A 12,127-nucleotide genomic window follows, 5' to 3' on the forward strand; every position below is an offset into this window, starting at 1 on the left:
GATGAAGGCCGTCCGGGTCGTCGGGTACCACCAGCCGCTGCAGATGCAGGAGGTTCCCACCCCTGAGGTCACCGGCCCGTTCGACGTCATCGTGAAGATCGGTGGCGCAGGGGTGTGCCGCACCGACCTGCACATCCTCGAGGGGCAGTGGGAGCAGAAGTCCGGCGTGAGGCTGCCGTACACGATCGGCCACGAGAACGCCGGCTGGGTCACGGCCGTCGGCTCGGCGGTCACGAACGTCGCCGAGGGCGACAAGGTGATCCTGCACCCGAACGTGACCTGCGGGCTGTGCCGGGCGTGCCGCTCCGGCGACGACGTGCACTGCGTGAACAAGCTGTTCCCCGGCATCGACACCGACGGCGGGTACGCGGAGCACCTCAAGACCTCGGCACGGGCGGTCGTGAAGATCGACGACTCCCTCGAGCCGGCCGACGTCGCGGCGCTGGCCGACGCGGGTCTGACGGCGTACCACGCGTGCGCCAAGGCGGCCCGGCGGCTGCGACCGGTCGACAGGGTCGTCGTCATCGGCGCCGGCGGGCTCGGGCACATCGGGATCCAGGTCCTCGCGGCGATGACCGCCGCCGAGATCGTCGTCGTCGACCGCAACCCCGACGCCGTGAAGCTCGCCCTGTCGATCGGTGCGCACCACGCCGTCGTCGCGGACGGTTCCCACGTCGAGCAGGTGCTGGAACTCACCGGCGGCCACGGCGCGGAGGTCGTCGTCGACTTCGTCGGCGAAGGTGGTTCGACGTCCGAGGGCGTGCGGATGCTGCGGCAGGCCGGGGACTACCACGTCGTCGGGTACGGCGAGAACATCGACGTCCCGACGATCGACATCATCTCGGCCGAGATCGACTTCATCGGCAACCTCGTGGGGTCGTACAACGACCTCACCGAACTGATGGCGCTGGCCGCCCGCGGGCTGGTGAAGCTGCACACCGCCAAGTACGCGCTCGACGACTTCCAGACGGCGATCGACGACCTGGACGGCGGGCGGGTGCGGGGCCGGGCGATCCTCGTCCCCTGAGGCGTCCTGGTCGCGGTCCGGGTGGGGACCGTTGACGCATCGGGCCGGTAGGTTCGGCCCTTCGCGTCAACGGTCCCCAACCGCCCACCCCCTCAGCGCAGGGCGGCGAGGATCGCGTCGTGGACGCCGGTGTTGTCCTGCACCCGGCCCAGAGCCGCCGAGCCGGGGCCGGTGGCGGTCAGCGGGGTGGCGGCGCCGGTGTGCTCGGTCGTGGTCCAGTCGACGGTGAACTGCAGGTCGGTCCCGTGGACGGTGAACGGCCCGTCCTCGGCGGAGTCGGCGTCTCCGCTCTCGTCCTCCTCGGACACGTTCTCGATCGCCAGACCTCCGGTCTCGTGGTCGCCGACGACGACCACGAGGGTGTCGGGGTTGGCCTCGACGAAGTCCAGGACGAGCGCGACGGTGGCGTCCAGGGCGGCGCCCGCGGCGATCGTGAGGTGGGCGTTGTTGTGGTGCGCCATCTCGTCGATGCCCTCCTCCTCGATGAGCAGGAAGAACCCGTCCTCGTCGGTCGACAGCGTGTCCAGCGCCTTGGCGGCCATGTCGGGCAGCGGGACGGACGGGTCGTAGATCGCGCCCTCGCCCTCGTTGCGGTGCTCGAACATCTCCTCGTTGGCGAACAGGCCCAGGAGCTTGGAGGAGGTGGCGGCCGCGAGCTCGTCGGCGTCGGAGACGTACTCGTAGCCGAGGTCCTGCGCGCGCTCGACGAGGTTGCCGGCCGTGCCGGAGCTCTCCTCCGTCGGGTCGGTCGCCGGGTGGTCGGGCCAGGCACCCTCCTCGCCCGGCGGCAGCCAGCGGTCCTCCCCGCCGCCGAGGACCACGTCCGGCCTCGTCTCCTCCAGGTACTGCCGGGCGATCTCGCTCTGGTCGTCGCGGTCCAGGACGTGCGACCCGAAGGACGCCGGGGTGGCGTCGGTGACCTGCGACGTCGTCACGAGCCCGGTGGCCTTGCCCAGGTCGCGCGCCGCCTCCAGCAGTGTCGGGACGGGGTTGCCGTCGACGTCGACACCGACCGCGCCGTTGTAGGTGCGGACCCCCGTCGCGTACGCGGTGGCCGCGGCCGCGGAGTCGGTGACGGTCTCCAGCGGGTCGGCCGGATCGGTGTGGACCCAGCCGCTGACCTCCAGGCTGTCCATCGCCAGCTCCGCGTCCTGGCCCACGGTGGCCAGCCGGACGAGCTCGCGGTGCGCGATGCCCATCCCGTCGCCCTGCAGCACGATGACGTTCCTCGCGCGGTCGTGCCCGTACCTCCCGTCGCCTCCCCCGTGGGGGCCGTCGCCGGGCGGGGAGGAGGCGCCCGTGGCGCAGGACGTCAGGGCCAGCGTGAGAGCTGCGGCCAGGGCCAGGGTGGTCTTCGCGTGTCGCACGGATCCTCCTCGCGTCGTTGCGATGAACCGGCACACCCTCCCACTCAGCGCGGGCTCGGGCCAGCCCAGCCGTCAGCCCTTCACCGCCCCCGACAGCATCCCGGCGATGAACCGCCGCTGCCCGAACAGGTAGGCCAGCACGATCGGCACCGCCACGATCGTCGCGGCGGCCGCCAGCAGCTGGGTCTGCGTCGTGTGCTGGCCCTGGAAGAACGCCAGGCCCAGCGGCGCCGTGCGCCACCCCTCACCGGGGATCATCACCAGCGGCAGCAGGAACTCGTTCCAGGTCCACATCCCGACGAGCAGGCCCATGGTCGCCAGCGCCGGCCGGGCGCTGGGCACGAGCACCCGCCACAGCACCACCCGGTCGCTGGCGCCGTCCATCCGCGCGGCCTCCAGCACCGTCGAGGGGAAGGACAGGAAGTAGTTGCGCATCCAGAACGTGCCGAACGCCAGCGACTGCGCCGTCTGCGGGAACAGCAGCGCCCAGTAGGTGTCGGTCAGTCCCCAGCCGCGCAGGTCGTGGTACAGCGGGATGACGAACGACTCCACGGGCAGCATCAGCCCGAGCAGGACGACGTGGAACAGCACCGTGCGGCCGGGGAAGCGCATGGTGGCGAACGCGTAGCCCGCCAGCGTCGACAGGAGGCCGGTGAGGACGACCACCCCGGCGGCGACGAGCACGGAGTTCACCAGGTACCGGGAGAACCGGCCCTCGGTCCAGGCCGTCGCGAAGTTCCCCAGCGACACCGACGACGGCAGCGAGAACCCGACCCGCAGCTCGCCCGCCGGTGTCACGGCCGACAGCAGCACCCCCAGGAGCGGGACGAGCGCGCCGACGGCGAACACCGTCAGCAGGACGTAGTTCAGCGTCGTCTCGACGCGGCCGATCCGCACGTCAGTCCTCCTCCCGCGGTTGCACCCGCGAGATCAGCAGCGACACGAGCAGGATGACCAGCGCGAGCGTGATGCCGATGGCGCACGCCGACCCCACCTGGTTGGTCAGGAACGCCCGTTCGTAGGCCAGGTACGCCGGCACGGTCGTCGCGTTCCCCGGTCCGCCCCGCGTCGTCACGTAGACGAGGTCGAACGTCTTCAGGGCGGCGACGACGGTCAGCGTCAGCGCGACGGCGACCTGCCCACGCAACCCCGGCAGGGTGATCGCGAAGAACTCGCGGATCAACCCGGCCCCCTCCAGCCGGGCCGCCTCGTACAGCTCGCGGTCGATCTGCGCGGCCCCGGTGAGGAACAGCACCAGGCACAAACCGGTACCGACCCAGCTGCCGACCAGCCCGACGGCCGGCAGCGCCGTCCCGAAGTCGCCCAGCCACGACCGGGTCGCCACCTCGAGCCCGATCGCCCGCAGCACCTGGTTGAGCAACCCGTCGGGCGCGTAGATCGCCAGCCACGACGTCGCGACGACGACCGACGCGACGACCTGCGGCAGGAACACCACCGTCCGGAAGAACCCGAGCCCGCGCATCCGCACGGCGCGGCCCATGACGGCCGTCAGCAGCAACCCGAACACCACGGGCAGCACCGAGAAGAACGCGATGAGGACGAAGGCGTGCCCGAAGGCGGCCCGGATCCGGGGGTCGGTGACGATCTCGACGTAGTTGTCGCCGCCCACCCACGTCGCCAGCGTCAGCCCGTTCCAGTCGAAGAACGAGATCCACACGCTCTGGCCCAGCGGGTAGAGCAGGAACACGCCGAGCACGGCCAGCGCCGGAGCGAGGTACAGGTACGCCTTCCACTGCCGCCGCGGCCGCGGCCCGCGTCCCGGAACCTGCCGGGCCGCGCCACGAGCGCGCTGGAGGACGGCCACTCAGCGGTCCTGCTGGAAGGCGGCGTAGTCGTCCTGCAACGTCCGGGTGAACTGCTCCGGGGTGGCCTGCCCACCGGTGAGCTGCTGCACCGCGCCCGTGAGGGTGTCGTAGAACGTCGGCGTGGCGTAGTCGAGGTAAGGCACCAGACCCCCGTTCCGGCTGACCCCCTCCCAGCTGGTGGCGACGTCGCCGGCCAGCGTGCCCGACTGCGCCTGGTAGCCGTCGGGGAACACCACCGGCAGGTTGCCGGTGTCGACGAGGACCTGACCGGCCGCGGCGTTCGTCACGAAGTCGACGTAGGCGGCGGCCGCGTTGGCGTTGGCCGTCCTCGCCGTCAGCGCCCAGGCCAGCCCGACGCCGCCCAGCGTCTCGGGTTTCCCGTCGACACCGGCGAGCGCGACGAAACCCACGTCGGCACCCATCGCCCCGGCCAGCGTCGCCAGCTGCCAGGTGCCGTTGAACAGGAAGACGCCCTCGCCGCCGGCGAACCGGGCGACGGCGTCGTCCTCGGCGACGCCGTTGTGCCCGTCGGGCAGGTACTCCCGCGTCGCCCACTCCTGCAGCGTCGTCGCCGAGGCCACGACGTCCGGGTCGGTCCAGGCGCCACCCGAGCCGGAGACGAGGTCGCCGGCGGCCTGCTCCCCCGCCGTCGCCGACAGCAGCGCACCGAAGACGTGGATCCCCGGGCTCTTGTCGGCGTCGCCGTACTGGATGGGCAGCAGCCCCGCGGCCGCGACGACGGGCAGCGCGGCCTGGAACTCCTCCATGGTCGCCGGTGCGGCCAGTCCGGCCTGCTGCAGCAGCCTCTTGTTGTAGTACAGCCCGACGATCTCGCCGGTGGCCGAGACGCCGTAGAGGTTCCCCTCCCGCCACTTCCTCCCGTCCTCGCTGAACCTGTTCAGGCTCAGCAGGTCCGCCGGGTAGCGCTGGGTCCAGCCGTACAGCTCGTCCCACGGGTCGACCGGTTGCAGCAGCGCGGCCTCGACGAACGCGCCCATGTCGGGGTAGCCCTGGTTGGCCTGCACGACGTCGGGGGCGTCGTCCCCGGACAGCGCGAGCCGCAACGTCGTCTTGAGGTCGTCGAACGAACGCGACACCCGCTCGACCCTCACGTTGGGGTACTTCTGCATGAACTGCTCGTTGAGCTGCTCGGTCGCGGCGTCGATGCCTTCGTCGGTGTTCTGGTCCCACACCGTCAGGGTGATGTCGCCGAGCGCGGCGATGTCGGTGGACACCGGCTCCGAACTCGTCGTCTGCGATCCGCCGCCGTTCGAGGACCCGGGCGTGCACGCGGCCGCGACCCCCGCGCCGGTGGCGGCCAGGCCCAGCAGCACCGAACGCCGGGCCGTGAACTGTGTGGTCACTGTTCCTCCTGCTCCTGCGAACCCGAACGGGCCCAGTCGTGGACGAGGTCGAACCCTTCCCGCGGTCCCTCGTCCTCCAGGAACCGCAGCACGTCGCGGGGTCCGGGGGCGCTGGCCGCTCCCCCGAGCCCGCGCACGGACAGGCTGGCGACCAGCCCGGCGAACCGCAGCCGCTGCCGCAGGTCCCAGCCGAGGCGGGTGGCGGTCATCAGCCCGGCGACGAAGACGTCCCCGGCGCCGGTCGGGTCGATCGCGGGGACCTCCAGCGCGGGTTCCTCCACGAGGGAGCCGTCGTGGATCGCCAGGCAGCCGCGCGGTCCGCGGGTGACGACCACCGTGCCGACGCGTTCGGCGAGCACGCCGGCGGCGGTGTGGACGTCGTCGGTGCGGGTGTAGCTCATCGCCTCGACCTCGTTGGGGACGAACACGTCGACGTCGGCGAGCCGGTCCAGCACGACGGGGGACCACTCGTGGGTGGCGTCCCAGCCGACCCCGCCGAAGACCGTCGTCCCGGCCGCTCGCAGCGGGCCCACCCAGCGCGGGAGGTCGGTGGCCATCCCGACGTGGCAGGTCGCGGCCGTCGGCGGGGTCCCGGGCCAGTCCCGCGGCACCTCCGTCCCGGCCTCCTCGTAGGTGATGAAACTGCGGTCGTGCTCGTCGGTGACGGCGACGGTCACCGCGGTGCGCGCGGTGTCGCTGCGCTGCAGCCAGGTCAGGTCGAGGTTCGGCTCGGTGGCCAGCGACCGGGCGAGCTCGTCGCCGAAGACGTCGCGACCGAGCACGGCCAGCAGCCCGGTGCGTGCGCCGAGGCGGGCCGCGGCCACCGCCCGGTTCGCCGTGCCGCCGGGACTGAGGACGAACCCGTCGGCGAAGACCTCCGCCCCGGGTTTCGGCAGCGAGGACCCGGAGAACACCAGGTCGCAGAACAACCGCCCGCCCAGGAGGACGTCGAGATCCATGGTTCCTCCCGCGAGCCTCGTCCGGTGTCTCGTGAGCATGCCGCTGCTCTGCACGGATGTGCAAGGGTCTGCGCGACGGTGATCGTGTCCGGTGCTCGACCCTGGCGGGGTCTGCGCGACGTTGCTACCGTCGTGGCGTGATCTCGAGCGAGCGGCGACGGCGCATCCTCGTCGCCGTGCAGTCCGACGGCGCGGCCAGCGTGCGCCGGCTCGCCGAGGAACTGCAGGTCAGCGAGTCGACCATCCGGCGCGACCTCGAGTACCTCGACCGCGGCGGGGAGCTGCTGCGCACCTACGGCGGGGCGATGACCGCCCAGCCCGCCGCCGACGGGAACGGCGTCGAATCCCCGTTCGGCGTCGAACGCGACCGGCACCTCGACCTCAAGAGCCGGGTCGCCGCACGGGCCGTCGAACTCGTCGAGGACGGGGACGTCGTCGTCCTGGACATCGGCACCACGACACCGCTGGTGGCCCGCGGGCTGCGCGGCCGCGACGTCACCGTCGTCACCTCCAACCTCGGGGTGCTCGACGAGTTGCGCGACGACGACCGGGTCGACGTCGTCCTGCTCGGTGGCGTGCTGCGGCGGAACTACCAGACCCTGGTGGGTCCCTTCACCGAGGCGACGTTGCGGCAGGTGAACGCCGACGTGGTGTTCCTGTCCTGCACGGGCGTGAAACCCACGGGGCGCGTGGTCGACAACATGGCGGTCGAGACCCCGGTCAAGCAGGCGATGGTCGAGGCGGCCGAACGGGTCGTCGTGCTGGCGACGGAGGCGAAGTTCCCCGGGCAGGGTTCGTACCGCCTGTGCTCGCTGTCCGAGGTCGACGTCCTGGTGACGACGACCGGTGCCCCGCAATCCACCACGGACCTGTGCCGTGAAGCCGGCGGAAAGGTGATCAGGGCATGAAGCTGTGCATCCTCGGCGGTGGCGGTTTCCGCACCCCGTACGTCCACCAGGCGCTGCTGCGGGACGCGGGAAGCCCCCGCGTCGACGAGGTCGCGCTGTACGACACCGACGCCGGCAAGCTCGAGGGCATGGTGCGGATCCTGCGCCAGATCTCGGAGGGTTTCCCCGACGCCCCGCGTCTGGTGCCCACGACCGTCCTCACTGAGGCTCTGCAGGGCAGCGACTTCATCTTCGCCGCCGTCCGCATCGGCGGCCTGCAGGGGCGCTGCTGCGACGAACGGGTCGCGCTCGACCTCGACGTGCTGGGGCAGGAGACGACCGGGCCGGGTGGGTTGGCCTACGCGCTGCGCACCGTGCCGTTCATGCTCGACGTCGCCCGGCAGGTCCGCGACCTCGCCCCGGACGCCTACTTCCTGAACTTCACCAACCCCGCCGGGATCATCACCGAGGCGATGCAGTCGGTCCTGGGTGATCGCGTCCTCGGGATCTGCGACACCCCGTCGGGTCTGGGGCGGCGGATCGCCGCGCAGCTCGGCCTGGACCACACCCGCGTGCAGATGGACTACGTCGGGCTGAACCACCTGGGCTGGATGCGCCGCCTGGTGTTCGACGGCACCGACGTGCTGCCCCGGTTGCTGGCCGACGACGCCGCGCTGGAGGTCCTGGAGGAGGGTCTGGTGTTCGGCGGGGAGTGGTTGCGCACGCTCGGCGCCGTTCCCAACGAGTACCTGTACTACTACTACTCCAACCGTGAGGCCGTGGCCTCGATCAGGAGTGCGCAGCAGACCCGCGGTGAGTTCCTGCTGTCGACGCAGGGGAAGTTCTGGGAGGACCTCGCGACGACCTCGGACGCGGCGGGGTTGTGGCGGGACACGGTGACGGCCCGCAGCGCCAGCTACATGGCCGAGGCCAAGGGCGGCGAGCAGGGTGCACCGGCTCACCAGGACCAACCTGAACTCGACCCCGCGCACCAGGGGTACGCCGGGGTGGCGCTGGCCGTCATGGCCGCGATCAGCCGCAACGAGCGGTCCACGATGATCCTCAACGTCCGCAACGGCGGCACGATCGCGGGCCTGCCCGACGACGCCGTCGTCGAGGTTCCGACCACGGTGGACGCCAACGGTGTGCACCCGCTGTCGACGCCGGCGCCGGACCTGCACCAGCTGGGGTTGATGCAGCAGGTCAAGGCCGTCGAACGGCACACCATCGCCGCGGCCGTCCACGGAGACCGCGCCGAGGCGCTGCGTGCCTTCGCGTTGCACCCGCTCGTGGATTCGGTCCAGGTGGCCCGGAAACTGCTCGACGGCTACGTCGAGGCGATCCCCGAGGTCGCCGCCGTCTTCACCCCCTGACCCTCCTCCCCCGCGATCAAGGATTCACCCGCGGCGATCAAGGACTCGAGAGTTCCGCGTCCGTGGTCGAGTCCTTGATCGCCGGGTGAGGTCGCGGGGGGTGACGACGCCGATCGTCGCGTCCCTCCACCGCGTCGCCGTCGGTGCGGTTGCGGTTCAGTCGATCCCGTAGCGGGCCCGCCGCACCGGATCGGCGGCTGCGCCCCAGCTGCCGTCCGGGTTGGGGCGGTTCTCCCGGGCCAGGTCCCGGGCCAGCCGGTCGATGACGTACGCCAGGTCGACCCGGGTGAGCACGGTCTGCGGCAGCGCGACGTCCCCGTGGGCGGCGCCCAGCAGCGCACCGGTCACGGCCGAGACCGCGACGAGGTGGGGGGCGGTGGCGGCCAGCGCGAAGGCCGCTCCGGCGGCATCCGCGCCGGGGTGGCTCAACAGGCAGTAGGTCGCGCCCCACAGCGTGGACGCGGCGCTGTCGTCGGGAGCGCCGGACCGCAGGACGACCGGCGAGGCGGGCGTCTCACGGGCGGCGCGGACGGCGTCGTCGACGACCGAGACGGCCGCGAAGTCGACCCCGAGCAGGATGGCCGAGGTGATGCCCTCGGCGACGGCGTCGCCCACGTCGCCGGTGCGCACGGCGGCGCCGGCCACCAGGACGGCGAGGGCGGACGGGGCGAAGGACCTCGGTCCGTGCGTCAGGGCGGCGGAGTCGACGGCCGACTCGACGGCCCTGGCCGGGTCGCGCTCCACCTGCGCGGCCAGGGGCAGCGCGCGGGCGAGGGCGTGCCACCCGTCGGACGTCGTCACCGGGTCGGTGCGGGTTCCGCCGCTGCCGGTCGCGAGGCCACGGACGGTGTCGGCGGCCTCCCCGACGGGCTGGGCGAACAACGGGACCTCGTCCAGCCAGGCACCGGTCGACGACGGGGCGCGCCCGGTCGCCGTCCACATCCTCACCCAGCGGCGGTAGGCCTCGAGCAGGTCGGCGCGCGCGTCGGGCGTTCCGCCCAGCGCCCGCCGCAGGGACGTGCGGATGCTGGCGGCGGCCGTGAAGCACGCGAGCTGGGTGGCGACCCCGTGCCGCAGCGTTGCGTTCGCTGCCTCCGTCGAGGCGGCACCGGAGCCCAGCACCTCGCCCACGGCCAGGCCGTGCAGCAACCCGCGCACGCGCGAACCCACCTGGGAGCCGTCGACCTGTGGCGGGACTCCCGGTCCGGCCTGGCCTGCATCGTTCACGCAGAGGACGTCGGCCGCCGCGGGACCGGCATCAAGCCGGAGGGTTCCGAATCCACCCGGTTGGCCCGCACCGCGCTCACGGCTCGCGCAGGAGCCGCTGCTCGACGCCGTCGTACTCCCCGGCCGCCGCGCCGAGCCGGTTCCCGAGTTCCTGGAGCCCGTCACCGGCTTGTCGTGCGGCGTCGGCGAGGGCGTCGAAGAACGCCTGCGCCACACGCGCGGACCGGCCGGGCACCCAGGTCGCCACGCTGCCGGAGGCCTCGGTCAGTCCTGACTCCTGCCCACCGGTCGAGGAGGAGTCCTCACGCAGCACGCCGGCCGCCGCGCTGAGTTCTTCCGTCGTGACCCCGAGCCGCATCGTCCCCGCCTCTCCGCAGTCCCGGAGTGCTCCGGGTGCGGCGACCGTACCCCGACGTCGCGGACCGGATCGGCCGCCGTCCACAACGTGGTCGAGGGCGTGACCGCGTCCGTCGGTCCTCGGGAGAAACGCTCAACTGTTGAAGCTGGCGTACGATTGAAGGGACAACTACTTGGGAGGCGTGATGAGCCGCACCGGACGTCTGGAGCTCGGGTTCCTGACCTTCGTCGCCGACGGCGGATCCGGCAGCGCGGGCGCCGCGTTGCGCGACGGTCTGTCCCTCGTGCGCCACGCCGAGGACCTCGGCTTCGACTCCGCCTGGGTGCGGGTGCGCCACCACGAGCCGTTCCTGTCCTCGCCCATGACCTTCTTCGCCGCGGCGTCGCAGGTGACGAGCCGCATCGCGCTGGGCACGGGCGTCATCCCCATGCGCTACGAGGACCCGCTGCGGCTCGCCGAGGACGCGGCCACGGTCGACCTGCTCAGCGGGGGCCGGCTCGAACTCGGTCTCAGCAACGGCATCCCGCCGCTCGCCGCGGCGCTCGACCCGATCCACGGAACGTCCGAGCGGGGTTTCGCCGGGGAGGCCCAGCACCGCATCGAGGTCCTGCGCCGCGCCGTCTCCGGCGCCCCCATCGCCCAGGCCGCCGCACCGTACATGGGTGTGCCCGAAGGCGGCGACCTCGTCGTCACCCCCCACGCCCCCGGTCTGTCCGACCGCCTCTGGTACGGCGCGGGCAGCGAACGGACCGCCGTCCGCACGGGCGAGCAGGGTCTCGACCTGCAGGTCTCGACGTTGAACACCGAGGAGACCGGCGAGCCGTTCGATGTCGTGCAGGCGCGGCAGATCCGCAGCTACCGCAGGGCCTTCGCCGAGGCCGGTCACGCCGATCGGCGTGCGGCGCGCACGTCCGCGGGTCGCATCGTGCTGCCCTTCCTCGACCGCCAGGACGCCGACGACCACCAGGTGTTCATCGAGGGGTACAGCTCCGGCATGACGTCGGACGGACGGCCGAAGGACCCCTCGCCCTTCCCCGTGCGGTTCAGTCCCGTCCTCAGCGGTGCACCTGAGGGAATCGTCGAGGAACTGCTGGCCGACGAGGCCGTGCGCGAGACCGACGGACTGGTGATCGTGCTGCCTGCCGAGGGGAGCCTCGAGGTCCACCGGCGCGTGCTCAGCGCCGTCGCCGAACACGTCGCACCGCACCTGGGGTGGACCCCCGTCGGCTGACCTCGGGGAGTCAGGTTCGCGGGTCCAGCATCCGGGCCGCCGCGGAGGTGCTCCTCGGCCTGAGCGGTCAGGGCGTACAGCGTGTACGGGATCGGAGGGGCGTTCCACAGGTGGCGGGCCTGCGCGGCCAGGCCAGGGTCCACCGGTTCACGCGCCCGCCCGTGAGAGTCCAGCCCGGCCTCGACCACCGAGGCGCCGACGGTGGACAGCCGTGGGCAGCGGCGCGGGCGAGGGTGTTCACCGGGCCACCGTGCCGTCTCCGGCGGCGCGCGGGCCAGCGGTTTCCGTCCGACGTAGTGCGCCCGGGAACGACGAAGGGGAAGACCTCCTCCCCCAGTCCACCCCGAAGGGTTGAACCGAGGAAGGGGATCTCCCCCTCCGCACTCAAAGTTGAGTGGCCGGCGGTGACCTACTCTCCCACCCAGTCTCCCGAGCAGTACCATCGGCGCTGGTGGGCTTAGCTTCCGGGTTCGGAATGAGACCGGGCGTTTCCCCACCGCTATGACCA

11 protein-coding genes and 1 rRNA gene are annotated in these 12,127 nt (G+C 72.3%); 4 read left to right on the forward strand and 8 right to left on the reverse strand.

Going from position 1 to position 12,127, the window contains the following annotated elements; genetic code table 11:
• The first annotated feature begins 1 nt into the window (after position 1).
• The gene (locus tag ACRYR2_RS20930) at positions 2 to 1,027 is read left to right on the forward strand and encodes an NAD(P)-dependent alcohol dehydrogenase (protein ID WP_432564833.1); all 1,026 of its coding nucleotides are present in this window, start codon (positions 2 to 4) and stop codon (positions 1,025 to 1,027) included.
• A 92-nt stretch (positions 1,028 to 1,119) separates the two neighbouring features.
• On the opposite strand, the gene ACRYR2_RS20935 is transcribed toward ACRYR2_RS20930, so the two are convergent.
• The 5 genes from ACRYR2_RS20935 to ACRYR2_RS20955 form a co-directional block, all read right to left on the reverse strand.
• The gene (locus ACRYR2_RS20935; RefSeq protein ID WP_432564822.1) at positions 1,120 to 2,394 is read right to left on the reverse strand and encodes an alkaline phosphatase; all 1,275 of its coding nucleotides are present in this window, start codon (positions 2,392 to 2,394) and stop codon (positions 1,120 to 1,122) included.
• A 72-nt stretch (positions 2,395 to 2,466) separates the two neighbouring features.
• Entirely contained in the window at positions 2,467 to 3,291 is an 825-nt protein-coding gene (locus ACRYR2_RS20940; protein ID WP_432564823.1) for a carbohydrate ABC transporter permease, read from the reverse strand.
• A gap of 1 nt (position 3,292) precedes the next feature.
• Entirely contained in the window at positions 3,293 to 4,219 is a 927-nt protein-coding gene (locus ACRYR2_RS20945) for a carbohydrate ABC transporter permease (protein ID WP_432564824.1), read from the reverse strand.
• Positions 4,220 to 5,584 carry an extracellular solute-binding protein gene (locus tag ACRYR2_RS20950; protein ID WP_432564825.1) on the reverse strand — a complete coding sequence of 455 codons (1,365 nt, stop codon included), beginning with the start codon at positions 5,582 to 5,584 and terminating at the stop codon, positions 4,220 to 4,222.
• A complete protein-coding gene (locus tag ACRYR2_RS20955) occupies positions 5,581 to 6,543 on the reverse strand; it encodes a carbohydrate kinase family protein (RefSeq protein ID WP_432564826.1) in 963 nt (320 codons plus the stop codon). The genes ACRYR2_RS20950 and ACRYR2_RS20955 overlap by 4 nt, the downstream gene beginning before the upstream one ends.
• 137 nt (positions 6,544 to 6,680) lie before the next feature.
• On the opposite strand from ACRYR2_RS20955, the gene ACRYR2_RS20960 reads away from it, so the two are divergent.
• Both ACRYR2_RS20960 and ACRYR2_RS20965 read left to right on the forward strand, forming a co-directional pair.
• A complete protein-coding gene (locus ACRYR2_RS20960; RefSeq protein WP_432564827.1) occupies positions 6,681 to 7,451 on the forward strand; it encodes a DeoR/GlpR family DNA-binding transcription regulator in 771 nt (256 codons plus the stop codon).
• On the forward strand, positions 7,448 to 8,803 hold the full coding sequence (locus tag ACRYR2_RS20965; RefSeq protein ID WP_432564828.1) for a 6-phospho-beta-glucosidase: 1,356 nt from the start codon (positions 7,448 to 7,450) through the stop codon (positions 8,801 to 8,803). The genes ACRYR2_RS20960 and ACRYR2_RS20965 overlap by 4 nt, the downstream gene beginning before the upstream one ends.
• A gap of 156 nt (positions 8,804 to 8,959) precedes the next feature.
• Here the strand turns inward: ACRYR2_RS20965 and ACRYR2_RS20970 are convergent, their stop codons facing one another.
• Together ACRYR2_RS20970 and ACRYR2_RS20975 are read right to left on the reverse strand one after the other, a co-directional pair.
• Positions 8,960 to 10,030 (reverse strand): ADP-ribosylglycohydrolase family protein, encoded by a 1,071-nt coding sequence (locus tag ACRYR2_RS20970; RefSeq protein ID WP_432564829.1) that lies wholly within the window; start codon positions 10,028 to 10,030, stop codon positions 8,960 to 8,962.
• Between the two features lie 76 nt (positions 10,031 to 10,106).
• On the reverse strand, positions 10,107 to 10,388 hold the full coding sequence (locus ACRYR2_RS20975) for a hypothetical protein (RefSeq protein ID WP_432564830.1): 282 nt from the start codon (positions 10,386 to 10,388) through the stop codon (positions 10,107 to 10,109).
• Between the two features lie 184 nt (positions 10,389 to 10,572).
• On the opposite strand from ACRYR2_RS20975, the gene ACRYR2_RS20980 reads away from it, so the two are divergent.
• Positions 10,573 to 11,619, forward strand: a complete 1,047-nt coding sequence (locus tag ACRYR2_RS20980) for an LLM class flavin-dependent oxidoreductase (RefSeq protein WP_432564831.1) — start codon at positions 10,573 to 10,575, stop codon at positions 11,617 to 11,619.
• Between the two features lie 396 nt (positions 11,620 to 12,015).
• Here ACRYR2_RS20980 and rrf read toward each other — a convergent pair.
• Positions 12,016 to 12,127: ribosomal RNA gene (gene rrf / locus ACRYR2_RS20985) — 5S ribosomal RNA — on the reverse strand; the annotation flags it as partial.

It is taken from the genome of Kineococcus deserti (genome assembly GCF_050871945.1).
Taxonomy (GTDB): domain Bacteria; phylum Actinomycetota; class Actinomycetes; order Actinomycetales; family Kineococcaceae; genus Kineococcus.

Bases quoted from the DNA above. Each gene is read 5' to 3' on its own strand.
- ACRYR2_RS20930 (WP_432564833.1), top strand. From the start codon at position 2: ATGAAGGCCGTCCGGGTCGTCGGGTACCACCAGCCGCTGCAGATGCAG.
- ACRYR2_RS20955 (WP_432564826.1), bottom strand. From the start codon at position 6,543: ATGGATCTCGACGTCCTCCTGGGCGGGCGGTTGTTCTGCGACCTGGTG.
- ACRYR2_RS20965 (WP_432564828.1), top strand. From the start codon at position 7,448: ATGAAGCTGTGCATCCTCGGCGGTGGCGGTTTCCGCACCCCGTACGTC.
- ACRYR2_RS20975 (WP_432564830.1), bottom strand. From the start codon at position 10,388: ATGCGGCTCGGGGTCACGACGGAAGAACTCAGCGCGGCGGCCGGCGTG.
- ACRYR2_RS20980 (WP_432564831.1), top strand. From the start codon at position 10,573: ATGAGCCGCACCGGACGTCTGGAGCTCGGGTTCCTGACCTTCGTCGCC.